This is a genomic window from Prosthecobacter sp. GW821-HT29F12 (assembly GCF_058803405.1).
Map to the genome: position 1 here is coordinate 3,269,272 of NZ_CM179517.1, position 25,693 is coordinate 3,294,964.

At 60.7% G+C, this 25,693-nt stretch carries 20 protein-coding genes; 11 read left to right on the forward strand and 9 right to left on the reverse strand.

The features are described 5' to 3' along the window. Positions 1-33 precede the first annotated feature (33 nt). Positions 34-1,893 carry an RNA polymerase sigma factor RpoD gene (gene rpoD, locus AC3RLQ_RS13490; RefSeq protein WP_493037873.1) on the forward strand — a complete coding sequence of 620 codons (1,860 nt, stop codon included), beginning with the start codon at positions 34-36 and terminating at the stop codon, positions 1,891-1,893. A gap of 997 nt (positions 1,894-2,890) precedes the next feature. Here the strand turns inward: rpoD and AC3RLQ_RS13495 are convergent. Continuing rightward, complete coding sequence (locus tag AC3RLQ_RS13495) at positions 2,891-3,241, reverse strand: gamma-glutamylcyclotransferase family protein (protein ID WP_493037875.1); 351 nt, start codon at positions 3,239-3,241, stop codon at positions 2,891-2,893. Continuing rightward, positions 3,238-3,924, reverse strand: coding sequence for a lipoate--protein ligase family protein (locus AC3RLQ_RS13500; RefSeq protein WP_493037877.1), 687 nt, complete (start codon positions 3,922-3,924; stop codon positions 3,238-3,240). The genes AC3RLQ_RS13495 and AC3RLQ_RS13500 overlap by 4 nt, the downstream gene beginning before the upstream one ends. A gap of 259 nt (positions 3,925-4,183) precedes the next feature. Between AC3RLQ_RS13500 and AC3RLQ_RS13505 the strand changes: the two genes are divergently transcribed. From AC3RLQ_RS13505 to AC3RLQ_RS13520, 4 genes are all read left to right on the forward strand, one after another. Next, positions 4,184-5,938, forward strand: a complete 1,755-nt coding sequence (locus AC3RLQ_RS13505) for an SMP-30/gluconolactonase/LRE family protein (protein ID WP_493037879.1) — start codon at positions 4,184-4,186, stop codon at positions 5,936-5,938. Between the two features lie 442 nt (positions 5,939-6,380). After that, positions 6,381-6,647, forward strand: coding sequence for a helix-turn-helix domain-containing protein (locus tag AC3RLQ_RS13510; RefSeq protein WP_493037881.1), 267 nt, complete (start codon positions 6,381-6,383; stop codon positions 6,645-6,647). 6 nt (positions 6,648-6,653) lie between these two features. Beyond that, positions 6,654-8,645: a YfjI family protein gene (locus tag AC3RLQ_RS13515; RefSeq protein ID WP_493037883.1), complete on the forward strand. Its 1,992-nt coding sequence runs from the start codon at positions 6,654-6,656 to the stop codon at positions 8,643-8,645. A 178-nt stretch (positions 8,646-8,823) separates the two neighbouring features. Then, a complete protein-coding gene (locus AC3RLQ_RS13520; protein ID WP_493037885.1) occupies positions 8,824-11,091 on the forward strand; it encodes a hypothetical protein in 2,268 nt (755 codons plus the stop codon). A gap of 94 nt (positions 11,092-11,185) precedes the next feature. On the opposite strand, the gene AC3RLQ_RS13525 is transcribed toward AC3RLQ_RS13520, so the two are convergent. Together AC3RLQ_RS13525 and AC3RLQ_RS13530 are read right to left on the reverse strand one after the other, a co-directional pair. After that, on the reverse strand, positions 11,186-11,452 hold the full coding sequence (locus AC3RLQ_RS13525; RefSeq protein WP_493037887.1) for a hypothetical protein: 267 nt from the start codon (positions 11,450-11,452) through the stop codon (positions 11,186-11,188). A gap of 515 nt (positions 11,453-11,967) precedes the next feature. Beyond that, positions 11,968-13,122 (reverse strand): 3-dehydroquinate synthase, encoded by a 1,155-nt coding sequence (locus AC3RLQ_RS13530; protein ID WP_487680720.1) that lies wholly within the window; start codon positions 13,120-13,122, stop codon positions 11,968-11,970. Positions 13,123-13,445: 323 nt separating this feature from the next. Between AC3RLQ_RS13530 and AC3RLQ_RS13535 the strand changes: the two genes are divergently transcribed. From AC3RLQ_RS13535 to AC3RLQ_RS13555, 5 genes are all read left to right on the forward strand, one after another. Beyond that, positions 13,446-14,873, forward strand: coding sequence for a sensor histidine kinase (locus AC3RLQ_RS13535; protein WP_493037889.1), 1,428 nt, complete (start codon positions 13,446-13,448; stop codon positions 14,871-14,873). After that, positions 14,870-15,556, forward strand: a complete 687-nt coding sequence (locus AC3RLQ_RS13540) for a response regulator (protein WP_493037891.1) — start codon at positions 14,870-14,872, stop codon at positions 15,554-15,556. The genes AC3RLQ_RS13535 and AC3RLQ_RS13540 overlap by 4 nt, the downstream gene beginning before the upstream one ends. A 925-nt stretch (positions 15,557-16,481) precedes the next feature. After that, positions 16,482-16,946 (forward strand): response regulator, encoded by a 465-nt coding sequence (locus tag AC3RLQ_RS13545; RefSeq protein WP_493037893.1) that lies wholly within the window; start codon positions 16,482-16,484, stop codon positions 16,944-16,946. A 94-nt stretch (positions 16,947-17,040) separates the two neighbouring features. Beyond that, on the forward strand, positions 17,041-19,032 hold the full coding sequence (locus AC3RLQ_RS13550; RefSeq protein ID WP_493037895.1) for an ABC transporter ATP-binding protein: 1,992 nt from the start codon (positions 17,041-17,043) through the stop codon (positions 19,030-19,032). Between the two features lie 15 nt (positions 19,033-19,047). After that, a complete protein-coding gene (locus AC3RLQ_RS13555; RefSeq protein WP_493037897.1) occupies positions 19,048-19,806 on the forward strand; it encodes a tetratricopeptide repeat protein in 759 nt (252 codons plus the stop codon). Positions 19,807-20,094: 288 nt separating this feature from the next. Here AC3RLQ_RS13555 and AC3RLQ_RS13560 read toward each other — a convergent pair whose 3' ends face one another. The 5 genes from AC3RLQ_RS13560 to zwf form a co-directional block, all read right to left on the reverse strand. After that, positions 20,095-21,024 carry a UbiA family prenyltransferase gene (locus tag AC3RLQ_RS13560; RefSeq protein WP_493037899.1) on the reverse strand — a complete coding sequence of 310 codons (930 nt, stop codon included), beginning with the start codon at positions 21,022-21,024 and terminating at the stop codon, positions 20,095-20,097. 608 nt (positions 21,025-21,632) lie between these two features. Next, on the reverse strand, positions 21,633-22,643 hold the full coding sequence (locus AC3RLQ_RS13565; protein WP_493037900.1) for a glucose-6-phosphate dehydrogenase assembly protein OpcA: 1,011 nt from the start codon (positions 22,641-22,643) through the stop codon (positions 21,633-21,635). Between the two features lie 12 nt (positions 22,644-22,655). Then, entirely contained in the window at positions 22,656-22,958 is a 303-nt protein-coding gene (locus AC3RLQ_RS13570; RefSeq protein WP_461525689.1) for a type II toxin-antitoxin system RelE/ParE family toxin, read from the reverse strand. Then, a complete protein-coding gene (locus tag AC3RLQ_RS13575; RefSeq protein WP_461525688.1) occupies positions 22,958-23,173 on the reverse strand; it encodes an addiction module protein in 216 nt (71 codons plus the stop codon). Before AC3RLQ_RS13575 ends, AC3RLQ_RS13570 begins: the two co-directional genes overlap by 1 nt. Positions 23,174-23,212: 39 nt before the next feature. Continuing rightward, entirely contained in the window at positions 23,213-24,754 is a 1,542-nt protein-coding gene (gene zwf / locus AC3RLQ_RS13580) for a glucose-6-phosphate dehydrogenase (RefSeq protein WP_493037903.1), read from the reverse strand. Between the two features lie 256 nt (positions 24,755-25,010). Here zwf and AC3RLQ_RS13585 point away from each other — a divergent pair, with 256 nt between their 5' ends. After that, positions 25,011-25,691, forward strand: a complete 681-nt coding sequence (locus AC3RLQ_RS13585) for an RNA polymerase sigma factor (protein WP_422316843.1) — start codon at positions 25,011-25,013, stop codon at positions 25,689-25,691. Positions 25,692-25,693 lie beyond the last annotated feature (2 nt).

Below are 25,693 nucleotides of genomic sequence, written 5' to 3' on the forward strand. Positions count from 1 at the left end.
TGACGCAGGTCCCGGACCCCCACCGAGGTAAGTATGGCCGTCTCCAAAAAACCACTTAACGGATCCCATTCTCGCAACGCCGCCGGCAAGGCAGGCGAACCTGCTGCTGTCGAGGACGAAGCCAGCCCGCAGAAACGTGGCCGTGGCAGACCGCGCATCCATCCGCCCAAAGAGCAGCCCGCAGCCCAGGTGGGACCTGACGGCCAGCTGCTCAAACGCCGCCGGGGACGTCCGCCCAAAGGTGGCCAGATCGGGGGCATCACGCACTTTGCCAACACCACGCACGACGACATCCACTCTCCAGACGTTCAGGCGCGCCTTCGCGATCTGATTCGCACGGCTCGTGAGCATGATCATCTGACCTGGGACGACATCAATGAGGCCCTGCCCTCCGGATTCGTCACCCCGGACCTGATGGATGCCCTCATCACGCGCCTGCGTGCGATGGAAATCAAGATCACCGACGATGTCGATGGCGTGGCAGCCCGACACAACGCCGCCCGTGAGCGCATCACCGCAGAACGTGACGCGGCTTCAGCCAAGCTGGATGTGTTTGACGATCCGGTGCGCATGTACCTGCGCCAGATGGGCCAGGTGCCCCTGCTCACCCGCGAGCAGGAGATCAACATTTCCAAGCGCATCGAAAAGGCCGATCTGAGCATGCGCCAGTGCCTGCACACCATCGGCTTCATCGGCCAGGCCTACCTGCAGTTTGCTGAAGCGCTGTGCAACGGCGTGGAGCGCTTTGACCGCCTCGTCAGCGACCGCAAGGCGGATGAACGCGATGCTTACTTTAAGAAGCTGAAGCCGCTGCTCGACCAGGCGCGCGAGACGCATGAAAAGACCAGCAAGGCTTTCGCCACCCTTACGGATGCCGGCCCGCGCAAACGCGCCGCCTGCCAGGAGGAGTTTGAAACCCTGCGCGCCGCGTTCTTCCGTGTCTGTGAGAAGTTTTACTTCAAATCCAAGATCACCGAGGACTTCGTGACCCTGCTGCAACAGCGCCTGACCGATCTCGGCAGCCTGGAGCGTGCTCTCAAGGAGCAGCCCGACAACGAGGCCACACAGCAGGCCATCAGCGCCTTTGAGCAGGAGTCCTGGATGACGGCGGCGGATTACCGCACCCTCATCACCGACACGCTCAAGCACGTGGCCGGCTCCACCCGGGCCAAGACCGAGATGATCGAGGCGAACCTGCGCCTGGTCATTTCCATCGCCAAAAAATACACCAACCGCGGCCTGTCCTTCCTCGACCTCATCCAGGAGGGCAACATGGGCCTCATGCGTGCGGTGGAGAAATTTGAGTACCAGCGCGGCTACAAGTTCAGCACCTACGCCACCTGGTGGATCCGTCAGGCCATCACCCGCAGCATCGCCGATCAGGCCCGCACCATCCGCATTCCGGTGCACATGATCGAGACGATCAACAAGCTCATGCGCGTGCACAAGCAGCTGCTGCAGGAGCTTGGCCGCGATCCGACACCGGAAGAAATCGCCGAGGAAATCCACCTGCCCGTGGACCGCGTGAACGCCGTGCTGCGTCTCTCCCAGCAGCCCGTCTCCATGCAGGCCAAGGTGGGCGAAAGCGAAGGCGACACCGAATTCGGCGACTTCATCGAGGACAAGGAGGCGAGCAATCCGATGGAACTCACCGCCATGCACCTGCTGCGCGACAAACTGCGGGACGTGCTCGACACCCTCAATCCGCGTGAGCGCGAAGTGCTGGAGCAGCGCTTCGGCCTCGGCGACGGCGCCGGACGCACCCTCGAAGAAGTCGGCAAGCAGTTCCAAGTCACCCGCGAGCGCATCCGCCAGATCGAAGCCAAAGCCCTGCGCAAGCTGCGCCACCCCACACGCATCCGGAAGCTGGGCGGGTTCTTTGGTGCGGGGTGATCGGCAGCGTGCCGCGCCCATCCATCGTAGGACGGTCGTGGCGAAGCCCGCCCGTCTATCGGCGCACGGCAAACACCACGGTGTACGAACACCCTCGCAGTCGGGCGGTTTGGCGGAGAGCGTCCACGGACATCGGAGAGCCTCATTCGCCAAACACGGCCGACCTACGGCCAGCGCGCCGCGCCTTGCCGTAGGACGGTCGTGGCGAAGCCCGCCCGTCTATCGGCGCACGGCAAACACCACGGCGTACGAACGTCCTCGCAGTCGGGCGGTTTGGCGGAGGGCGTCCACGGACATCGGAGAGCCTCATTCGCCAAACACGGCCGACCTACGGCCAGCGTGCCGCGCCCATCCATCGTAGGACGGTCGTGGCGAAGCCCGCCCGTCTATCGGCGCACGGCAAACACCACGGCGTACGAGCGTCCTCGCAGTCGGGCGGTTTGGCGGAGAGCGTCCTCGGACATCGGAGAGCCTCATTCGCCAAACACGGCCGACCTACGGCCAGCGTGCCGCGCCTATCCATCGTAGGACGGTCGTGGCGAAGCCCGCCCGTCTATCAGCGTACGGCAAACACCACCTCATCCGAACACCCTCGCAGTCGGGCGGTTTGGCGGAGAGCGTCCTCGGACATCGAAAAGCCTCCTTCGCCAAACACGGCCGACCTACGTCCAGAGCGCCGCGCCTTGCCGTAGGACGGTCGTGGCGAAGCCCGCCCGTCTATCAGCGTACGGCAAAAACCACGGCATCCGAACACCCTCGCAGTCGGGCGGTTTGGCGGAGAGCGCCCTCGGACATCGAAAAGCCTTCGACGCCAAACACGGCCGACCTACGGCCAGCGCGCCGCGCCTTGCCGTAGGACGGTCGTGGCGAAGCCCGCCCGTCTATCAGCGCACGGCAAACACCACGGCGTACGAACACCCTCGCAGTCGGGCGGTTTGGCGGAGAGCGCCCTCGGACATCGAAAAGCCTTCGACGCCAAACACGGCCGATCTACCTCTCACCAGCAAGTCCCCAGATCTCGTTTCCCCTGAATGCTTCGCAGGTAAACATAGCCTTCGACAACCAGAGACGCCTGCTCGCCGTCAAGCTGCACATTCACGCGCTCATACTCACCGCCTTCGGTGTCCTCCAGCACATCCAGTTGGGCGAGCCCTGCCTCGTCCACGCTCCAGACTTCGCCTTCGATGCAGACGCCATCAGCTGCGCGAACCATGCCGGGATAGCCTCCCAGATCAAACATGCGATAAAGCGGAGCCGTGCGGGCTTTCGTCACGAACCGTTGCGCCTCGATCCATCGGTGGTTTTCCCCGCCGCGCTTCAGCGTGCCGTAAACAAACACCAAAGTCATGGCAGCGCATCCTCCCGTTCATTCAGCCAGGAGCCCCGGCTGTAACGCATCTGCGTCAGTTCATTCGCACGTTCGAGCATGGCATCGGTCATCTGCTCTCTCACCAGCACGTTTTTGGCCAGTTGCGCCGCCCAGCGCGGCCAGAAGTCCTCGGTGAGCAGCACCTGCTGCACGCTGCCCTGGTGCAACAGCCCCAGCTTGCCACGCCGCTGCCCTGCCCCGGCGACTTTCACCTTGTCGCGCACCACATCGTGCATGGCGGGGGCCACAAAACAGAACGGGTTCTCGATCAAATCTTCCGGTCCGGCGAGGCGGCTGCCATCGTCCAGCGCTTTAGCCAGGGACTCATGGATCAGGCGGTAGCTGTCCAGCGGATTGGTCTGGGACCAGGGATGCACCGCCGGCACGATGAAGGAATACGTGAAATCATTCTCATGCAGCACCACGCCGCCGCCCGTCCAGCGCCGCACCACGGGCCACGGCGGCAGGGTCCCGGCCAGCTTGGCCAGATTCTGCGCGTAGCCGATCGTCACCGTGGGCTGATCCCAGCGGTACACGCGCAGCACCGGCACCTCGCTCTGCTCCAGCCAGGCCTGGTCCGCAGCCATGTTCCAGGGGCCGTCATGCGGCGGCGCGTCGAGGTGCAGGATGAGTTGATCGAAGAGAGGGTTTGCGGGTTCCACCCTTTTACCATGCGGCAACTTCTAAATTCTCCAACGCGAATGAGCACGAATATCCAAGAACAGCATTGGGGATGAGAACTCCTTTCCGGTTATAAAGTCATGAGGCCCCTCAGTTTGCCGCAGAGAGGCAAAGGAGCAGAGGTGGCAGAGATTGAATCCATTCTCTGCTCCCTCTGCCTCTCTGCTCCTCTGCGGCAAAGACGAATGTCCCTTCAACTTCGCAGTGGCATGTCGCCAGACACACTTCACACTCCGCCTCATGCGCCCAACCCGCCTGCTCCTGCTCTCCTTTTCCCTGCTTTTCACCGTTCTGTCCCCTGCGGCGGACGACTACCAGCCCGGCCCGGACTCCAAACCCCAGGAAGGCGTGCCGAAGGGCGATGTGCTGAAATTCGAATTCAAGAGCAGCAAGATCTTCCCCGGCACCGTGCGCGACTACTGGGTGTACGTGCCGAAGCAATACACGCCCGACACACCCGCCTGCGTGCATGTGAACCAGGACGGCATTCAAAATCTCGCGCCCGTCGTCTTCGACAATCTCATCGCGAAAAAGGAGATCCCGGTGCTCATCGGTGTCTTCGTGATGCATGGCCGCGTGCCTGCGGCAGATCCCGCCACGCAGCTCGACCGCTTCAACCGCAGCGTGGAATACGACGGCCTGGGCGAGAACTACGCGCGCTTCATCCTCGAAGAACTGCTGCCCGAGGTGGAGAAGATCGTGCTGCCGGATGGCCGCCCGATCCGCCTCTCCCACAATGGCAACGACCGCAGCATCGGCGGCAGCAGCAGCGGCGCCATCGCCGCCTTCACCGCCGCGTGGGAACGGCCCGAGGCCTTCAGCCGCGTGTTCAGCAGCATCGGCACTTACGTGGACCAGCGCGGCGGCAACGACTACCCGGTGATGATTCGCAAGGCCGAGCCCAAGGCGCTGCGTATCTTCCTGCAAGACGGCAGCAACGATGCGAACGGCACCGGCGGAAACTGGTTCCTCGCCAACCAGGAGATGCTCTCCGCGCTGGAGTTCGCGGGCTATGAATCCAACCACGTGTGGGGAGACGGCGGTCACAATGGCAAGCATGCCACCGCCATTTTCCCCGATGCCATGCGCTGGCTGTGGAAGGACTGGCCCAAGACCGTGACGAAAGGCGTGGGCTCGAAAGCACCCGTGATGGAAGTGCTCGGAGCTGGTAGCGAATGGCAGCTCGTGGGAGAAGGCTACGGCTTCACCGAAGGCCCGGCGGTGAATGCGAAGGGCGAGGTCTTCTTCACCGACATCCCGAACAGCCGCATCCACAAGGTGGGGCTGGATGGCAAGGTCTCCGTCTTTGCTGAAAACACCGGCAAGGCCAACGGCCTCATGTTTGGCCCCGACGGCCGCCTGTTTGCCTGCGCCAGCGGCAACAAGCAGATCGTGGCCTACGATGAAGCCGGCAAGATGAGCGTGATCGCCGAGGGCATCGACTCGAACGACCTCTGCGTCGGCCTGAACGGCAATCTCTACGTCACCGATCCTCCGCACAAGCAGGTGTGGCTCATCAAACCGAACGGCGAGAAGAGCGTCGTGGACACGAATGACAAAGGCGGCATCGCCTTCCCCAATGGCCTGCGCCTGACGCCGGACCAGAGCCTGCTGCTGGTGGCCGACATGCGCGGCCAGTTCATCTGGAGCTACCACATCGAGCCCGATGGCACCCTCAGCGCCAAGCAGCCCTACCACCACCTGCGCATCCCGGACGGCCTGATGGAAAGCGGCGCCGACGGCATGACGCTGGACACCAAGGGCCGCCTCTACGTCGCCACGCACGCAGGCATTCAGTTCTGCGATCAGGCCGGACGCGTGAACGGCATCATCGCCAAGCCGCAGCGCAAGTGGCTGGCCAACGTGGTCTTCGGCGGCGCGAACTTCGACGAACTCTACGCCTGCAACGGCGACAAGGTCTTCAAACGCAAAACGCAGGTGAAAGGCGTGCGCTCAGCCGACGCCCCGATCAAGCCGGAGAAGCCGAGGCTGTAGGAGAGCAGACCGTAGGATGGGTGTGGCGTAAGCCCGCCCGTCCATCAGCGCACGGCAAACACACCGGCCTGCGAACACCCCAGAGTCGGGCGGTTTGGCGAAGCGCGCGATGGAGCATGGGCGACCCTCGACGCCAAACACGACCGACCTACGGCCAGCGTGCCGCGCCCATCGTAGGACGGTCGTGGCGTAAGCCCGCCCGTCCATCAGCGTACGGCAAACACACCGGCCTGCGAACACCCCCAGAGTCGGGCGGTTTGGCGAAGCATGCGGTGGAGCTTGGGCGACCCTCGACGCCAAACACGACCGACCTACGACCAGAGCGTCTTCCTACCATTAGACCATATTATACCACGCTCTATTCCATGCTAGCCTATAATTTGACATCCTGTCACTTTTTACGTTGACTTCTGAAATCCGGACCCAAGCCTCATACAGAGGCATGAATCATTCATCACCGACACACACCACCGCTTCCAGCCTTCCGGCCGGGAAGATCACCCGCAAACAACTCGCCGCCCACTGTGGCCTCTGCGTCCGCAGAATCGATCAGCTCACCCGCGCAGGCGTGCTGGGGCATTACCGGATCGGCAAGTCCGTCCGCTATGACCTGGCGGAGGTGGAGGCCACGCTGCGGCAGCTCTTTCACGTGCAGCCCACGGCACAGGCGCAAACCACCCGCACTCACAACCCTCAACCCCAGGCCTGAACCACCATGCATGCACCTGCTGAACTGACGGGAGCCATGGCGGCGGCACTGGACTCCGAGGAGCAGCTCCTCGCCGTGCTGCTGGAGGGCAATGAGGAGTGGCTGCCTGCGCTGCGGCGCATCCTGCCGCACGCGGACGCGTTTGTGGACCCGGAGCGGCGCTGCCTGTGGGACACCCTGCTGGAAATGCACGACCGTGGCGAAACCATCAGCGCGGACAGCGTGGCGGTGCGGCTGCGCCGCATGGGCGGCCCCATGATGGAGGGCGTGCGCTCCGCCATGGTGCTGCTGCTCGGCAGGCACTCCATCTTCAGGCTGGAAATGGCGGAGTGGCATGCGCGGCAGATCGCCTACGCGTATGAGCGCCGCCTCATCGCCAGCGTGGGGGAGATGGCCGGGCAGGCGGACATGAGCCCGCAGCAGATGACGGCGGCACTGCGCGAGAAGTTGAAAAAGATGGAACGCATCGCTTACTCCACAGGAGAGGATGCCCCGCGTCCGCTGCCCCTGGGCGCGGCGCTGCTACCGGTGCTGCCCTTTGACACCGCATGGCTGCCCGAACCCTTCCGCGCGTGGATCAGCGACATCGCGGAGCGCATGCAGTGCCCGCCGGAATTCCCCGCCGTGGCCGCCATGGCCGCGCTCTCCAGCGTGGCGGGCCGGCGCTTCTGCATCCAGCCCAAGACGCAGGACGAAGGCTACACGGAGTTCCCCCACCTGTGGGCCATGCTCATCGGCAGTCCATCGCTGATGAAAAGCCCCGCCATGCAGGCCGCCATGCGCCCGCTGAAGGAGCTGGAGCGCATCGCCTGCAAAGAGTACGACTGCCGCGAGCTGGAGCGCCAGACGGCGGAGATCGCCGCGAAGATCAAACGTGGCGCGCTGGAGGCCGAGGCACGCAAGGCCGCGAAGAATGGCGAGCCCTTTGACTACGCGCAGCTCATCGGCCCGGCGGAGGGAGAGGCCACGCCGCTGCGCCGCTTCATCGTCAATGACGCCAGCATCGAGGCCCTGGGCGAAGTCCTGCGGGACAATCCCACCGGCACCCTGCTGTACAACGATGAGCTCGCGGGCCTGCTCGCCCTTTTGGAAAAGGATGGCAACCAGTCCCTGCGCGCCTTTCTGCTGCAGGCCTGGAGCGGCAAGGAGGGCTTCACCTTCGACCGCATCGGTCGTGGTCGCAGGCACGTGGAATCCTGCGCCCTCAGCGTGCTGGGCAGCATCCAGCCCGGCGTCATTGCCAGCCATGTGCGTGCGGCCAATGGCCACACCGCAGGTGCCGATGGCTTCCTGCAGCGCTTCTCGCTCATGGTGTGGCCGGACGTCAGCAAGCACTGGGAAGACATCGACCGCCCGCTGAACGGCGAAGCCGAGTGGGAGGCCACGGATGTGTTTCACGCCTTTGAAAACATCACCACCGCACAGCTCACGCAAAAGGGCCTCAAGACCGGGCGCGATGGCATCCCCACCTACCGCTTTGCGCCCGAGGCGCAGGAGCTCTTTGGCACCTGGCGGCACGATCTGGAGCACCGCCTGCGCAGCGGCACGCTGGCACCCGCCATGGAGGCGCACCTGGGCAAGTACCGCAAGCTGGTGCCCGCGCTCGCCCTTCTCATCCACGCAGCGGAGGACCCCAGCGGAGACGTCAGCCTCTCCGCCCTGCAGCGCGCCCTCTCCTGGGCCCGCTACCTGGAATCCCACGCCGCCCGCGTCTTCGCCTCCGGCGCCGTGGCCGAGAGCACCGCCGTGCATACGCTGCTCAAGAAATTGTGCGATGGGACGGCGGGGCTGCCGGTGGAGTTTAAGGCAAGGGATGTGCGGCGGAAGGGATGGGCAGGCCTGGCACGCCCTGAAGAGGCCGAGTCCGCCTGCGAGCTGCTGGCCGAGCACCGCTGGCTCATCGCCACCGTGCAGCCTTCCAGTTCTTTCGGCGGCCGCCCTACCACGAACTACCATCTTAACCCACAGGCCCGGAACGCATTGTCGAAGGCGGGATGAACTGCCGAAACTGCCAAAACCCAGTTCTGGCGGTTTCGGCGGTTTTGGCGGTGCTTTTTAAAAGGGGGAGATGTTTTTTGAGGGTGTGAAGACACTATAAGCGTTCTGCATCCAAACCGCCCCTTCCTTTAGCCAGTTTTAGTTGCGCATTTCGTCAGAATGTCGCGGAATGACGTATATGAGTGAAAAACAAGAATCCACTGACGACATCAATCATATCAGGCCTGATTGGGAAGCCATCTCAGCTGAGGCTGAATTAAAGGTTCGGCACGCAATAGAAAAAATATGCGAGTTGCTGACCACCAAGAATAGATTGGATCTCCTGGGTAGAGTCGCAACCTATATTCTATTTTCCCCTGGCGGTAAGATTACAGAAAAAGAAGATGTAAAAAAAAGCGAGGTCAATCTTGAATACCTATGCAGCATTGCCACGGCCTTGCCCGATTCTTCTCCCAATACGTCTCCGTCTGCAGATGATGTTCAAAATGCAATCGATCTACTCGCAACGATCCGTCTCCATTCGACTGTGTTCTACACAGCATGCAAAAAGATGCCAGCGCAAGAAGACGATCCCCTCGCTGAACTGTCAACTTCGTTCCGACTGCAAAAGCTTAACGTTCGGGGCGATGGTTATTGGCAACATCTAGAACAAACCTGGCATGATATACTGACACCTCACGATAATGCATTTCGAAAATTCACAGGATTTTCCTTCACCGATTACTCCCAGTTCACAAAACGTCTTGAAAGCATTATTGAAGAGCGGGTCAATCAGGATTCAGATCTGAAAGTTGCTCCTTACAGGAATATTTTCGGGCCTTGGCGTGATGAATGGAAAAGTGATGCTGATTTGAGTGACGAATTTCGGCAATTTCTGAGAAATCACCACGAACAAATTGAGAAAGCAAAGATCTCTTTTGATGAATTCGGCTCCCCCGACTGCTTCCTAGCAGATGCCCACAGCGACGAAGAAAAACTTATCCTAATATCTCACGGTTGCCATTTTGGCGACAACACAATGTTTGCAGGAAAAGAAGATCGATTTCGATTTTGGCCTCTCAATGAAACACTGACAGACAAAAAGCCTTTTATTGAAAACCGGGGAAAATTCTACGCCTTTAATTTTTTTAAAATCGCAAGAAATGCATATGATTTTTTGTCACACGCTCTTCGTGACGTAAACCCAAGCTATTGGGAGAACACTATTCGGCCGGCAAGAGACACATATTTGGAGGAAGAAACAGCCCGGTTGTTTCAAATAGTTTTTCCGAAGTCGAGCATTGTAACGAAAGCATTCTACCCACTCAAAACAGGAGGACAAGCCGAGGCGGATGTTATTATTAGCCTGGGAGATGTTCTCCTTGTCGTAGAATGTAAAGCAGGTGGCATCACACCGGCTGCCAAACGTGGCGGGCCGATGAGGGTTAAAACTGATATCAAAAAGACAGTAGCCAAAGGCTTGAATCAAGCCGAAAGGCTTGTGACTGAGCTCACGGAGAGAGGCGAAATGCTTGTGCAAGGCAGCAATTCAAAACAAACCACTCTGAAAGCCGAAGATTTTCAATGGGTGTTTCGGATTAATGTCACTCTAGATCTTGTCAGCACTGTTTCTTCCAGCATTTGGAGCTTATCTGATATTGGCCTTGTTAATAATACAGAACGATGCTGGTCCGTGTCACTTAATGATCTGAGAGTGATTGTAGATATTTTAGACAAACCTGCCGTCTTTCTGCATTACCTAATTCGTCGATGCGACACAAACTTGATCCGAAATGTGGAAGCGTCAGACGAATTGGATTACATGATGTATTATATTATTCATGGTCTTTTCTTCCGGGGAAAAAACACTCTAAAAGAAAACGAACACGTACAAATTGGGACCTACACTGACGAGTTGGATCAATATTATCGTCGTTTGCAGGGATTGGCTGACCGAGGGTCCAAACCTCGTATTGTTCTTGGTTCCCATACAGAGCGCTTCCTGTGCCTTTTGGAAAAATGGAAACCAAAAAACTGGATGACTGCCTCTCTTCAGTTCATGGAGTTTGATCGACCAGAGCGGGAGGAATTGCTTGGAAAGATTCATTGGCAGTTCAAGAAAATCCGAGAACGGCGCTCTCAGTTTGGATTTTCTGTGATCGGCTGCTCAGAAACCAAAACGGCGATTGCATTGGTATGCGCTCAAAATCCCCAAGCTTCTAAAGATGTCGTGAGAGCCAGATGCATCCGCCGCTGTAAAGATTACGGATTTGATAGCATGGTTATTATTGTTGTTGGCATGCCAGTATCAGCGAAGGCACCAATCATTCTGTGCGTCACTCCGAATGATTCAGCCCCTGATCATGCCAAACGCCTCTTGGCGATGTTGCGGTTCGATGTGAGTGAGCATCAATCCAAAGAATCCAAACCTGGAATATTCGACGGTATACGTGAGGACGAAGAATAGCTTTGTGCTTCCACGCGAAAAAAGCTCCCCCTTTTAAAAAGCACCGCCAAAACCGCCGAAACTGCCAATACCCGGTTTCGGCGGTTTTGGCAGTTCATGCGGAATGCATCTTCTGCAGGGTGAGTGCATACTCAACTTCAACCAGGGCCTTTTTAAGAATCAGGTTCATGCAGTGCGCGGCCTGAGCGCTTGCTGCCGCTTCGGAAAGAGCCTCCAGCACAAAATACACTTCGTCATTTCGGCTCTTTTGAAGTCCTACACAACCGCTGCCAGGTACGTTGGCGTCAAGGGCCTCAAAGAGGGTGGATCGTTCGCGCTCGGTAAGTCGGCGAGACAAGTCCGCATAAACGGCGTACTGCATGCTGAGGATCATATCATCAAATCACGAACACGCAGCCACGCTTTACCCTGTATGATTCTGCACACGGACCGTAGGATGGGTGTGGCGACAGCCCGCCCGTCTGTCAGCGTACGGCTGGCTCCATGGCGTACGAACGTCCTCGCAGTCGGGCGGTTTGGCGGAGAGCAACCTCGGGCATCGAAAGCCTTCGACGCCAAACACGGCCGAGTTACGGCCAGCGCGCTGCGCGGATCGTAGGACGGCCGTGGCGACAGCCCGCCCGTCTGTCAGTGTATTGCTGGCTCCGTGGTGTACGAACGTCCTCGCAGTCGGGCGGTTTGGCGGAGAGGTTTTTGCGTGTTGAAGGGTGTTCTTTTTCGCCAAACACGACCGACCTACGGCCGGAGGGCAGCGCTCTTTGGGCGTTACAACACGATCACGCAGCTCGCTTCCACGTGCGAATGGCTGGCAGTAATGCGGACACTTTGGCACGTGGCGTGGGCGCTGACCGACAGACAGGAGTGTCTGTCGTACTTTTAGGCAGCCCGCTTCTGCAGCTCCACCACGGCGTTCAGGATCTTCACGCGGTTCATCTCGTGGACTTCCACCTTGGTGCCGATTTCGGGGACGAGGGTGACGGTGAGTTCGCCGCCGAGGTGTTCGCGGAATTCTTCGAGGCCTTCGAGGATGGCGGGTTCGCCGGAGCGGCCGGGGGTCATGAGGTGGGGGGAGGAGGTGGCGAAGCCGATGCTCTCGATGAGCTTCAGCACGCGCTCGCAGGTCTCTTCGCTCAGGATGCCCTGCATGCGGGAGTAGACGAGGTCCACGGCCATGCCGATGGCCACGGCTTCGCCATGGGCCACGGTGAATTTGGAGATCTGCTCCAGCTTGTGCGCGGCCCAGTGGCCGAAGTCCAGCGGGCGGGCGGAGCCGAGTTCGAAGGGATCGCCGCCGGTGGCGATGTGCTCCACGTGCAGCTCGGCGCTGCGCTGGATCACCTGCTCCAGCGCCTCCTGCTTCAGCGCGGCGAGATCTCCGGCCATGGCCTCGATCTGCTCAAAGAAGGCGCGGTCGCGAATGAGCGCGACCTTGATGGCCTCGATGATGCCGTTGCGGCGGCCGCGTGCGGGCAGCAGTTCCAGGAAGGCGAAGTCGTTCACCACGGCAAACGGGACGGCGAAGCTGCCCACCCAGTTCTTTTTGCCGAAGTAGTTCACGCCGTTCTTCACGCCCACGCCGCCGTCTCCCTGGCTCAGGGTGGTGGTGGGAAAGCGCACATGGCGGATGCCGCGATGCGCCGTGGAGGCGGCAAAGCAGACGAGGTCCAGCGCGGCGCCGCCGCCGATGACGAAGACGTAGCTGTGGCGGTCCAGCGCGGCTTCATTGATGGCGTCCCAGCAGCATTCCACCAGGCGGAAGTCGTTTTTGCAGGGCTCGCCGCCGGGGATGACGATGGGATCATCCACCATGGTGAAGGTGTCCGCATGCACCTGGCCGTAGGCCATGATGTCGTCGAGCAGATCGCGGTTGGCCGTGGCGACGGCTTCGTCCACAAACACGAGCACCCGGGGGAGCTTGTGCGGCTGGTCGAGGTGAAGGAGGTCACGAATGGTGTGGTTCCGAGGCGCGAAGACTTCTCTCGTGAACAAGATTCGGTGGGTGTGCTCTAGCCTGATTTTTTTCTCTAACATCAAAGGGGGGCGGTTCTTTGGCTCCGACCACGCTTGAGGTCAAAGGGAAAGGGCAAACGTCTGAGAAAGGGGGTTTCTAGCCAGGAGTCCTGATTTCGCAATGGATGCAGCGTTTTTGCCCCGGCCTCCTGCCTTCGGTCCGCGAAAGTCCCTCCTGTCCGGGCACCCGTGGAAATAGCCTGCTGGGGTGATTGAGAAGGACACCCCCTCGGATTCAACCTTTCGGCGGCCATGAAACCCACCCATTCCAATCCGCCGCACCGTCAGGACACCCCCGCGAATGGCTTCACGTGATGGAAGCTGCACCGCTGTTCAGTCCATCCGTGTCCGTAGATGCAGGAGAGAAAAAACCGATCACCGCAGTGTCTTTTCCGCCGCCACTTCGCTTCCTGATCCCAGCGCTGCTGCTGCTGCTGGGCATGCTGGCGACGTGGCTGGACTATGAGCTGGACCTGGCCAATGACCTGGCGCGCAATTTCAGCGATGTGACCACGCAGGCCGAGGCCACCGGCGCCCGGCTGACCCAGCTGGCCCGGCAGCATCTGGTGCAGAAGGAGATCAAGGCCCTGAGTGAAAGCCTCACCGACTGGACCCATGAGCCCTGGCTGCGCATGGCCGCCGTGGTGGATGAAAAAGGCCGCGTGCTGGCCAGCTCATCCCCGCAGTGGGAGGGGCTCTCCGCCGCAGAAACCCCTGCCGCCACCGCGTGGCAGCGGGCCAGCAAGGGCACCGGCAAGATCATGGAGTCCGCCACTCTGGCGGAGGGGGACTTCATCGTGCTGGCGGCCTTTCCCATCGAGATCCCTGCGCAGACCCGGCACTGGCTCCTGCTGGTGTATGACCGTGCCAATGCCGTGCTGCATGCGCACCAGGATGCGCGCCAGCGGGTGGAGTGGTCCGCCGCCGTGATCGCCCTCATGTGCCTCGGTCTCTGGGCCATCCTGCACTTCGGCGTGGCCACCCGGCTGGAGCGGCTGGCGCGCTCTGTCCGCGAGTTTGGCGAGGGCCGCACCATCAGCATCGATCCCGTGAAAGGGGGCGATGAAGTGCATGAGCTCTCCCAGGCATTCCGAAAAATGACCCAGCAACTGGCAGACCGCGAACAGGAACGCACCGTGCTGGAGCGCGCGGTGATTGATTCCGCAGAGAACGAGCGCCGGCGCATCGGGCATGAGCTGCATGACGGCATCGGTCAGCAGCTCACCGCCGTGCTCATGTCCATCAACGGCCTGCATGACGAACTGCTGGCCAAAGCCCCCGCCTTTGCAGAGCACGCGCAGCATGCCAGCCAGAGCCTGCGTGAAGCTCTGGCGGAGGTGCGCGGCCTTTCCCATGGCCTGGCCCCGGTGCCCCTGTGGGAGCAGGGTCTGGAGCACGCGCTGCAGGCGCTGGCAGACATCACCACGCGCAGCTCCGGCGTGCGGTGCGTGTTTGAGTGCCCGGATCACATCCTGGAGATCAGCGAAGCGACGGCCTGCAATCTCTACAGGATCGCCCAGGAAGGGGTGAACAACGCCCTGAAGCATGCGGATGCCGGAGAGATCCGCATCGGGCTGGAGAGCCGTGAGGGATTCATTGTGCTGGAGATCGACGACGACGGCTGCGGCCTGCCGGAGGTGCCTTTAAAAAGCGGCGGCATCGGCTTTCGCATCATGCAGCATCGCACTGAAATGATGGGCGGCAGGATGGAGCACGGCGCTCCGCCCGCAGGAGGCACACGCATCGCCGTGCACATTCCCAACACCCCATGACAACCACAGACACCCTCGAAAAAACCTACCGCCTCGTGCTCGTGGACGATCATCCGGCCGTGATCAATGGCTATCGTTTCATGCTGCAGGCCTATCCCAGCTTTGAAATCTGCGGCACGGCGACGAATGAATCTGAAGCCCTCGCCCTGGTGGCTCAGGAGAAGCCGGACCTGCTCATCACGGATCTCAACATGCCGGGCCGTGGCGGCCTGGAGCTCATCAAAGATCTCGCGACCCTGCACCCCGGGCTGAAGATCATCGTCAGCTCCATGCATGATGAAATGCTCTGCGCCGCACGCGCCCTGCGCGCCGGAGCCAGCGGCTACGTGGGCAAGGACAGCCCCGGCAATGCGCTGCTGGATGCCATCCACAAGGTGCTGGATGGCGGCGTCTATGTGAGCGAGCGGCTGGCCGCGCACCTCGCCGCCTCCTTTGCCACACCGCGTCCGCGTGGATCCACGGAATCCCCGCTGACCAAACTGAGCGACCGCGAGTTTCAGGTGTTCGAGCTTTTCGGCCAGGGCCAGACCGCGAAGGAAATCGCCGCGCAGCTTCACTTGAGTCCGAAGACCGTTTCCGTTCATCGGGATCACATCAAGGAGAAGATGGGCTTTGTCACGAGTGCGGAAATGATCCGGCAGGCCGTGCGCTGGGTGGAGACGCAGCGGGATGTGCTGAAGTGATGCGGCGCAGTTGCAGAAGAAGCGCAGCGTTCGTAGGACGGTCGTGGCGAAGCCCGCCCGTCCATCAGCGTGTGGCCCCCCCCCGACGTAGCAATGTCCTCGCAGCGCGTGGCAAGACGCGCACGGCATATGGTGGGGCGTAGGAACGTCCTCGCAGTCGGGCGGTTTGGCGAAGACAGCGGTGGAAGATGAAACGCCCTCGACGCCAAACACGACCGACCTACGGCCGGAGCGCTGCGCGGATCGTAGGACGGTCGTGGCGACAGCCCGCCCGTGCACCAGCGTATGGCAAGACTTCATGGCGTACGAACGTCCTCGCAGCCGGGCGGTTTGGCGGAGGTGCGGTGGAAGATGAATCACTCTCGACGCCAAACATGGCCGACCTACGGCCAGCGCGCTGCGCGGATCGTAGGACGGTCGTGGCGACAGCCCGCCCGTCCACCAGCGTATGGCAAGACTTCATGGCGTACGAACGTCCTCGCAGTCGGACGGTTTGGCGGAGGCGGCGGTGGAAGATGAAGCACGCTCGACGCCAAACACGGCCGACCTACGGCCAGAGCGGTAGGCCCATGGCCTAAGCGCAAACGGCACCAGCGATGATACCCGAATGTCTGAACGCCCGCATGGTGGGTTGTTCATCAACCCAACCGGCATTCAGCAACCATGAAATCGTCGTCGTACTTCCACTGTCAGAGCTGGGCTTCAGGCAGCAACCACACTCATTCGAGTTTTTCGGATGTTCATCAGCATTTTGATGATGCCTCCCTTCTCCTGGATGAGGTGACTGAATACTCGCAGACGGCTTCGGGACAAAATCCGCCGCTGCACCAGAAACTCAAAGCGAAGGTTTTGTTCCAATTCTTTGATGGCTGGCCCATGTCAGAATCGTGAGTTTCCGGCGTTCAAGAACCAACCCCAGCCTGAAATGAGAAACCCGGATCGAATCGTCATCGTGGATAACAACCCAGACAGCTCGGCGGACTTTCGCGCCGCGCTGGAAACCCAGCCAGACCTCACCCTGGCGGCAGCCGTGACCTGCGCCTCCTGCTCCTTTGCCGCCGTCACCCAGCAGCAGCCGGATCTGGTGGTCATCAGCCTGAGCCTGCCGGGGCATCGTGTCCTGGAGCTGGTGAAGGATCTGCTGGTGCTGCATGCGGGCCTGAAGTTTCTCATTGTCACCGGCAACGACGCAGAGCTGGAGCCCTGCCGCGTCCTGCGGGCCGGAGCCCACGGCTGTGTCTCGAGCAGCAGCAGCGCCGCCACCAAGCTGGAAGCCGTGCGCCAGATCCTGGCCGGCCATCACAGCTTCAGGCCGGAGCCAGCCCACCGCCTGCCTGCCGTCAACGGCCTGCCCCCGCTGCACTGGGTGAACGCCACCGTTGCGCTCTGATGCGCGTCACCTGCCCGTATTTCGCACCCGCGCTGCTCCAGCTTCATAAAACAGGTTGCGGAAACGGGCGGCGCTTCGTTGTTTCTCCGGGTCAATGAAGAAGGATGTCCTGAGCCACCTCTACAAGCTGGTCGCGCCCCATCGCGGCAGGCTGCTGATGGTGGCGTTCATCACGCTGCTGAGCACGGGTGCAGGACTGGTGGAGCCGCTGATCTACCGCGAGGCGATCAACGACATCGCGGGGCTCTTCGTCAAACACGCCAACGACAAGGCCAAGGTGGAGGCGGGCGAGGAACTGGAAACCGGCGACAGCCCGCTGGAAGATTTCCTCCGCCAAAAAATCCAGGCCGCGCACGCAAGCCCCCACCCGCTGCCGCCGCCCACCAAGAAGACGCACGAGAAAAAACCGCACAGCCCCGCACACGTGGCCGAGCGCACCCCCGGCGAGGCCATTCATACGCTGCTGTACGCAGTGCTGCTGATGCTGGGCATCAATGTGCTCAGCTACATCCTGTGGCTGTATGCCGAGAACAAGAAGGCGCAGCTCGACTGCGACATCGAGCAGGAGTTCATCCAGGGCGCCTTCGCGCATGTGCTGCGGCTGCCGCTGGGCTTCTTTGGGAAGCGCGCACCCGCCGCCATCGCCAAGCAGATCGATCAAAGCGAGGAGGTGAGCGCGATTGTGGGCGCGTTTTCGCAGCAGATCCTGCCGGAGTTCATCAGCCTCTTCGGCATCATGGCCATCATGTTCTATCAGAACACCACGCTGGCCTTCATCTCGGTGTCCTTGATTCCCGTTTACCTGATCATCGCCTGGCGCTCCTCCCAGAAACTCGAGACCGGGCTCAACACCTATTACGAGCGCTGGGAGGACGTGAGCGCACGCATCAACACCGCGCTCGAAGGCATCAAGACCGTGAAGCTCAGCGGCGCGGAGGCACGCGAAGTGCAGGAATACCGCCGCATCTCCAGCAGTGCGTATGACAACTACGTGCAGCGCACCAGGCTCTCGAACAACTTCGGCTTCTGGGAGGGCGTGCTCAGCCATCTGGCCACGGCCATGGTGCTCGGCTGCGGCGGCTATCTGGCGCTCATCCACAAGCTCACGCCCGGAGATGTGGTCATGTTCGTCGCTTACCTCGACCGCTTGTATTCACCCATCGACGAGCTGTGCAGCCTGTGGGTGAACACGCAGCAGCACATCGCCTCCATCTCACGCGCGTTCCGTCTGCTGGAAAACAAGAGCGGCGAAAAACCCGGCAAACCGCTGCTCATTGAAAATGGCCGCGTGGAGTTCAAGGACGTGAGCTTTGCCTACGTCGAAGATCATCAGGTGCTGAACTCGCTCTCGATGACGTTCGAGCCGGGAAAAATCACCGCCATCGTGGGTGGCAGCGGCGCGGGTAAAACCACGGCGGTGGATCTGCTGCTGAAGCTCTATGAACCGCAGAAAGGCGAGATCCTCATCGACGGCCAGGATGTGAGCAAACTCGACTCCTCCAGCGTGCGCGGCCACATCGGCATGGTGGCGGCAGACGGGGCGATCTTTCGCGGCACGCTCGCCTACAACCTGCGCTACAAGAAACCGGACGCAACGGACGCCGAGGTGATGACTGTCGTGGAGCAGGCGGGCTTGAAAAATTTGGTGGAGCGTCTGCCGAAGGGACTGCAAACGCAGATCGGCCAGAACGGCATGGGCCTGAGCGTGGGCGAGCGCCAGCGCGTGCAGATCGCCCGCGTGCTGCTGAGCCGTCCGAAAATCCTTGTACTCGACGAAGCCACCGCCAACCTCGACTACAATACCGAGGCGGAGGTCAAACACGCGATTCACCAGCTGCGGAGCACCTGCACGATCATCATCATCGCCCATCGCTTCAGCATGGTGCGTGATGCCGACCTTGTGTATGTGCTTGGGGATGGCGGCATCCTTGAGCAGGGCACGCCTGAAGCCTTGATCGCAGCCGGCGGCTGGTTTGCCGCTTTTGCCCATGCGGTGGAAGATGAGGAAGAATCCGAAGAAGAGGAGGCTGAAGAGGAAACCGAGGAGGAAGAGGTTGAATCCGAAGACGAAGAAGCCGATGTTTAAAAGAGGTTCAACGCCATGCACGAACACCCAGTCTCTCTGACGAAAAAAGCGTGGCCCTACCTTGTCACTTTGAGCAGTGCCTCGGTCATGCTCCTGGCGTTTTTCATCCCTTCCATCCAGGATCAGTGGGACCGCTATCAGTCGCGCAAGGTCATCGGCCAATACGTGACGCTGGGGGACGACTTCATGCAGGAGGAGCGCTACGACATGGCCGAGAAAGCCTACGAGAAAGCGTTTGAGCTCTCCACGCAGACACGCCTTGAAATCGAGATGAAGCGGCTCAAGGCGCGCGTGCACCGCATGAGCATGCTCGTCGAGTGGGGAGGCAAGCCGCCGGAAGATCTGGAGGACGTGGATTTCCAGCTTCTGCTGCACCTGCAAAAAGGCCCGGAAAACGCCAAGGAGCGCACCTACACGCTGAACAGCTACGCCTCCTTCCTGGCAGGCTCCAAGAAGCTCAAGGAAGCCGAGGCCGCGCTGACGGAAGCCCTGCACATGGACCCTGAGAGCTCCATGCTGCACCTCAATCTCGGCAATCTGCAGGATCAGGTGGGCCGAAAAGACGAAGCCCTCAAATCCTACCTCAAAGCCCTCGCGCTCGATCCCGGCAGCCTCAACGCCCTCTACAACCTGGGGCTGCTGTACGCCGAACTCGGCAGAAACGAAGACGCCAAAAAAGCCTTCGAAGCCGCGCTGAAACTCGCGCCCGATGACGCCGAGACGCAGAAGCAGCTCAGGCAGGTGATCAAGAAGATGGGGGAGACAGCGCCGTGATGTGTCTCAGGGCATTTCAAAGCATGACGTGGCCTTATAGAGTCAAGGCGGCCAAACAGATTCTCCCTCTCCCCGCCCCTGACACTCGACAAAAAACGCTGATTTTTCTTCGGGGAGAGGGGTGGGGTGAGGGGGCGACACCCAGCCATCGCCAACTTGGGACTTCCCCTCACCCAGCCTCTCCCCCAAGGAACATTTGGGCGTTGCACTATCATCGAGGGGGAGAGGGGTTTTGCTTTGTGGCCACAAGATGTTTCAAGAACTCGTGCGGCCTCTGCCATGCCCCTCCTACGTCGCCGCCACCCAGCGCTGCCAGAGACGCAGCAGCGGTGTGAGCACCACAAAGCCCAGCGCCAGCAGCGGCGAGACATTCGCAATCGCGAGCGCATCCACGACGACGATGCCCGCGAGCAGCCAGCCCACGGCTTTGCCAATCGCAGGGCCGCCTTTGCGCATGGTGTGCGTGGCAAAGGCCACCAGCAGGGCAAACACGCCCAGAACCCCCACCTGCACCGGGCTGCCACCCGCCGCAGAAAACCGCATGGCGCAGACGATGGCCGGTGTGTAGAGCAGGGCGAAAGCCATCAAGGAAGCCGGCACGGGCAGGTCCTCGTTTTTGTGCTCCAGCCGCGCCGCCATGGTGATGCCGACAATGTAGCACCCGATGGCCAGGGCAAACGGCAGCACCAGCAGAGGGCCCGCCGGAAGAAAGGCTGTCTCGTAGCGCCATTCGGCCCCGAAGAAGGACAAGGCACCCTTCTGGCTGGCAAATTGAAACGGTGCCACCGCCGAGGCTGCCACAAGGTACAACAGCAGCCGGCAGGCCCCCATGACGATGACGGACCCTGCCCACTGCTTGTGAAAGAGATCGTAAAACACAATGGCTCCCAGCAGCAGCCCGGTGATCTGCGGATTGGCCCCATAGCCCAGCGCAATGACGCCCCCCACAAAGAGCATCAGAATACCCACGATCCACGCCGTGCGCACGGCCACCTGCCCGCTGGGAATGGGCCGCTCCTTGCGGTGCTCGCGGTCGAATTCCACATCGGCCGCATCATTCAAAATCATGCCGCCCGTGTAGATCAGCGAAGCCGCAAGCAGAATCCACGCAAGACGCACATCCAGGAGCGCGCCTCCAGCAAGGAGCCATGCTGCAATGACGTTGGTCCATGCAGTCGGGAGATTGGAGATACGGGCGAGATGAAGCCAGGGGCGCATGCCGCCAGTCTTCCGACACCCAAGGCCGGTGTCGAACGGTTATTTCACAGAGCGAGTTTGTGGCAGGGTTGTCTTCGTGAGAGCATTCTGCGCAGTTCGTAGGATGGGTGTGGCGACAGCCCGTGTGTCCCTCAGCGTGTTGCATGCACCATGGCGTATGAACACCCTCGCAGTCGGGCGGTTTGGCGAAGAGCTCGCTGATGCATCGGAGAGCTTCATTCGCCAAACACGGCCGACCTACGTCCAGAGCGCCGCGCCTTGCCGTAGGACGGTCGTGGCGAAGCCCGCCCGTCTATCAGCGCACGGCAAACACCACGGCGTACGAACACCCTCGCAGTCGGGCGGTTTGGCGGAGAGCTCGCTGATGCATCGGAGAGCTTCATTCGCCAAACACGGCCGACCTACGTCCAGAGCGCCGCGCCTTGCCGTAGGACGGTCGTGGCGAAGCCCGCCCGTCCATCAGCGTACGGCAAATACCACTGCGTATGAACACCCTCGCAGTCGGGCGGTTTAGCGAAGAGGCCTGCGCGTGATTGCGAAATCACCACACGCCAAACACACCCAACCTGCGGCCGGAAAGCGTGGCTGGCTGTGCGGAGTGCGGTTCGTTATTTCAACATGCTGCGCACAAACGGCAGCATGGAGGAGTACAGCGTGCTGCCGTGAAAGCGGGAGAGCAGTTCGGTGACAAGCTCCGCATCGCTGTCCACATCGGCGGGAAGCAGGTCTTCACGCGTGTGCTCTCCGCAGATGGCGCTGACGCGCACAAAGCAGGAGTCGCAGTCACGCCGCACTTCGCCACGCACCCCCTCACCTTCCAGCACGAGCCCCTGCAGGGCGGGGCCGCTGTCTTTTTCGATCAGCTCCACGCTCAGGGAAGCATGCAACCGCTGGTTGATCCATGCGGCGAGCAGCAGCGCGGTGGTGCGCTGCCCCTTGAGATGCGTGATGCGAATAGTCTGCAGCTTGGAGAGGTTATTGCATGCGGTGGCGTCCTGAAAGCAGGCGGCCAGGGCGGTGCGCATGAAGTGCGAGCGCGTCCACGCGAGATCGCGCACATCAAAGTCGCCGCTTTCCGCGTTCATGGCGGCCAGCAGCGCATCAAACTGCTTTGCAGGATCCTCCCAGCGCGCGCTGTCGATGATCAGGGTGTCGATGCGGCTGTAGAGTCGCTCTTCAAAGTTCTTGGACAGATCCGCCTGCCACCAGACGACGAGCGGCAGATCGGAGTCGAGATGCGCGAAGACGATGTTTTGCACCTGCGCGGCATCTCCGCCTTCCAGCACAAAACTGATCTGCTCGCTGCAGACGATCTGCTTGCCCTGATACGGACGGCACAGCGCCTGAATCCAGGCCCGTGCGCGCGGCGGCTGGGCCTCCGGCAGCGCGAGGATGAGCAGCGCCCGGCACGCATGCTGGGCGGCCACGTGGTCGAGCAGTTCGTTGTCCGCCACAAGCTGGCAGCCATCTTCGGTGTAGATCGCCAGATTGATGAGCGAGGCACGGGTCTTGGCCTCGTCCCCTTCCCACAGTTGCTTCAGCGCACGATCAATGCGCCCGATGGGCGTTTCGAGACCAAGGCGGTCGAGGTCGGAGTCGTTAATGGTGGAGAGAGGCATGGTGGTGGAGAGTCAGGTTTTTTTGAGCGCCCGTTTGATCCAGCGCGGATCACGACGGCAGTCTAAGATACGCAGGACTGCGGCGTCGCCGTTGGGTTCCATGCGATAATAAATGGCGTAAGGAAAAGTGCCGCAAATGAACCGATGCCGGCCATGCACCAGACGGTGAATGCCAGCAATGCTTTCGAGAGTTTCGAGTTCCTTGAGCATGGACTTCTCAAAGTAATCACCGAGCCAGTCCTCGTCTTGGTCTTCATAAAACTGCCGCCCTGCAATCAAATCGCCAAGGGCGCTTTCAGAAAGAATAACGCGCATTACTTCAGGCCGGCCAGACGGCGTTTGACCTCCTCCAGGGAGACAAACTGCTCTTCACCAGCAGCCAGCCTCCGTTCCGTTTCCTCCAGCAGTTCAAGATGCCACGAAGGCGGCGACTTGTCGTCTGTGACGGGAAACAGATCGTTCTCCAAGTCCATGAGTGCCCGCAGCTTTTCACCACGGCTCATTTGATCGAGAGGAAGCAGGGTGGTCATAGGTCAAATGTGGGTCAAAGATTCCGAAATAACAAGACATTAGAGCAGCCGCCACTCACGGCCATCCGCACGCAGCAGGTCATCGGCCTCTTTCGGTCCCCAGCTTCCTGCGGGGTATTCGTGCATGGGCGGCGGTGTGTCGGACTTGTGCCAGGCCTTCTCGATTTCATCGATGAACTTCCAGGCGTTCTCGACTTCATCGCGGCGGGCGAACAAGGTGGCGTCGCCGGCCATGGCATCGAGCAGCAGACGCTCGTAGGCCTCGGGGCTGGCTTTGCCGAAGCTTGATGAATAGCGGAAGTCCATCTTCACCTGCTGGATGCTCATGGCCTGTCCCGGCTGCTTGCAAAGAATGCGCAGCGCGATGCCTTCGTCCGGCTGAATGCGGATGACGAGGGTGTTCTCGCTGTTCTTGAGCATCGTGGAGGTGGCGAAGGGAATCTGCGGCGGCTTTTTGAAATGCACGCTGATCTCCGTGGCCTTCTTCGGCAGCTGCTTGCCCACACGAATATAAAATGGCACGCCCTGCCAGCGCCAGGTGTCGATCATGAGACGCAGCGCCACATACGGCTCGGTCTGGGATTCAGGATTCACGCGGTCCTCCTGCCGGTAGCCCACGCGCGGCGTGCCATCCACGCTGCCTGCGGTGTACTGGGCACGGATCACGTGTTTGCCCACTTCCTCAGGCCCGACCAGCGGACGCAGGGCGCGGATGACCTTCACCTTTTCATCACGCACACTGTCCGCGCTGAGATCGGTCGGCGGCTCCATGGCCACGAGGGAGACGAGCTGCAGCAGATGGTTCTGCACCATGTCACGCAGCGCGCCTGCGGTGTCGTAGTAGCCGCCACGGCCGCCTTCCATGCCGAGATTCTCCGCGCAGGTGATCTGCACGTGATCGATGTAACGGCTGTTCCAGTTCGGCTCGAAGATGGAGTTGGCAAAGCGCAGCACCATGATGTTCTGCGCGGTTTCTTTGCCGAGGTAGTGGTCGATGCGGTAGGTGTCCTTTTCCGCAAAAGTGGCGGCGACCACCGAGTTCAGCCCCTGCGCTGTGGCGAGGTCTTTGCCAAAGGGCTTCTCACAGACCACGCGCGCCCATTTGCCTTTGACGCCCTCATTAAGCCCGGCGGCCCGGATCATTTCCAGGATGGGTTTGAAGGCCTCGGGTGCGGAGGCCAGGTAGAAGAGGCGGTTTGCCGGCGTGCCGCGTTCCGCGTCAAACTGGTCGAGCAGTTTCGCCAGAGACTTGTAGCCTTCGAGGTCTTCGAACTCGCTGCGGTGATAGTGAATGCACTGGGAGAAGCTCTTCCACAGTTCATCGTTGTGGCCCTGACGGCTGTTCTGGCGGTTGCCCTCTTCGAGTTCTTTGCGGAAGACCTCGTCCGTTTTGTCACGCCGGGCGAAGCCCACCACCTTGAACTGCGGGGGCAGGTCACCAGCAGCGGCGATGTTATAGATGGCGGGAATCAGCTTGCGGTGAGTGAGATCACCGGTGGCACCAAAGATGACCACGGAGCAGGGTTCCGCGCGGTGGCGGGAGAGCAGAGTCTCTTGAAAGGGATTTTCCAGTTCGGGCATGGCTTTAAAGCAAGGACTACGCCACAAACGCGGCGCAGGACTGCCAGACTAACCCGCCGCCCTCTGATGGCAACAAACGATGCCGCCGCAACGAGTCCGGGTCGATGAAATGACTTCATGGATGCCATGAATTCGCTTGGAGGCATCATGAGGGGGGACCCCGCTCAAATTAGGCGTCTCTTTCGCTGATTTTCTCTATGCTCTCTGAGTTTCAAAGGTTTGACAGCAGGGCTCATCCGTTGACAGTCACCGGGCAATGAGCAAACCGGCACCTGAGCCAGACATTCCGATTCCGGAAGACGTAAAAAAAGACAAGGGCTTGTGGGAGAAAACCCGCAAAAGCCTGATCGAGCGTCTGAACAATTGGGAGGATCAGAAAACGTGGAACGAGTTTTACCAGACTTACTGGCGCCTCATTTTCAGCGTCGGCACCAAGGCGGGCCTCACCCGTGAAGAAGCCTTTGATGTGGTACAGGAGACCATCATTGCCATCGCCCGCCAGGTGCAGAAGGGCCAGTACGATCCGCGTGCAGGCTCCTTCAAGGCCTGGCTGCTGCAGATGACGCGCTGGCGTATTCTGGACGTGTTCCGCGCCCGCAAGCGCCAGCCCTCCCTGGCCGATCAGGGCAATGCCGACACCGAGGACACCAGTGGTCAGGTCATCGACCGCCTCTCCCAGGACAAGGACAACCTGCTGGAAAACATCTGGGACCGCGAGTGGCGTGACAACATCACCGCCGCCGCGCTGGAACGCGTCAAAGCCAAGGTTTCGCCCCGTCAGTTTCAAATTTTCGACTGCTACGTGATGAAGGGCTGGGGGGTGAAGAAGACCTCTGAAGCCCTCGGAATCAATGCCGCACAGGTCTATCTGGCCAAGCACCGGGTCGGTGCGCTGGTGAAGAAAGAAGTGCAGGGGCTTGAGAATACGATGCTTTAGTG

Excerpts from the sequence above, each read along its gene's own strand:
- rpoD (WP_493037873.1), top strand. The coding sequence starts at position 34 with ATGGCCGTCTCCAAAAAACCACTTAACGGATCCCATTCTCGCAACGCC.
- AC3RLQ_RS13495 (WP_493037875.1), bottom strand. The coding sequence starts at position 3,241 with ATGACTTTGGTGTTTGTTTACGGCACGCTGAAGCGCGGCGGGGAAAAC.
- AC3RLQ_RS13505 (WP_493037879.1), top strand. The coding sequence starts at position 4,184 with ATGCGCCCAACCCGCCTGCTCCTGCTCTCCTTTTCCCTGCTTTTCACC.
- AC3RLQ_RS13510 (WP_493037881.1), top strand. The coding sequence starts at position 6,381 with ATGAATCATTCATCACCGACACACACCACCGCTTCCAGCCTTCCGGCC.
- AC3RLQ_RS13515 (WP_493037883.1), top strand. The coding sequence starts at position 6,654 with ATGCATGCACCTGCTGAACTGACGGGAGCCATGGCGGCGGCACTGGAC.
- AC3RLQ_RS13520 (WP_493037885.1), top strand. The coding sequence starts at position 8,824 with ATGAGTGAAAAACAAGAATCCACTGACGACATCAATCATATCAGGCCT.
- AC3RLQ_RS13525 (WP_493037887.1), bottom strand. The coding sequence starts at position 11,452 with ATGCAGTACGCCGTTTATGCGGACTTGTCTCGCCGACTTACCGAGCGC.
- AC3RLQ_RS13530 (WP_487680720.1), bottom strand. The coding sequence starts at position 13,122 with ATGTTAGAGAAAAAAATCAGGCTAGAGCACACCCACCGAATCTTGTTC.
- AC3RLQ_RS13540 (WP_493037891.1), top strand. The coding sequence starts at position 14,870 with ATGACAACCACAGACACCCTCGAAAAAACCTACCGCCTCGTGCTCGTG.
- AC3RLQ_RS13545 (WP_493037893.1), top strand. The coding sequence starts at position 16,482 with ATGAGAAACCCGGATCGAATCGTCATCGTGGATAACAACCCAGACAGC.
- AC3RLQ_RS13550 (WP_493037895.1), top strand. The coding sequence starts at position 17,041 with ATGAAGAAGGATGTCCTGAGCCACCTCTACAAGCTGGTCGCGCCCCAT.
- AC3RLQ_RS13555 (WP_493037897.1), top strand. The coding sequence starts at position 19,048 with ATGCACGAACACCCAGTCTCTCTGACGAAAAAAGCGTGGCCCTACCTT.
- AC3RLQ_RS13560 (WP_493037899.1), bottom strand. The coding sequence starts at position 21,024 with ATGCGCCCCTGGCTTCATCTCGCCCGTATCTCCAATCTCCCGACTGCA.
- AC3RLQ_RS13565 (WP_493037900.1), bottom strand. The coding sequence starts at position 22,643 with ATGCCTCTCTCCACCATTAACGACTCCGACCTCGACCGCCTTGGTCTC.
- AC3RLQ_RS13570 (WP_461525689.1), bottom strand. The coding sequence starts at position 22,958 with ATGCGCGTTATTCTTTCTGAAAGCGCCCTTGGCGATTTGATTGCAGGG.
- AC3RLQ_RS13575 (WP_461525688.1), bottom strand. The coding sequence starts at position 23,173 with ATGACCACCCTGCTTCCTCTCGATCAAATGAGCCGTGGTGAAAAGCTG.
- zwf (WP_493037903.1), bottom strand. The coding sequence starts at position 24,754 with ATGCCCGAACTGGAAAATCCCTTTCAAGAGACTCTGCTCTCCCGCCAC.
- AC3RLQ_RS13585 (WP_422316843.1), top strand. The coding sequence starts at position 25,011 with ATGAGCAAACCGGCACCTGAGCCAGACATTCCGATTCCGGAAGACGTA.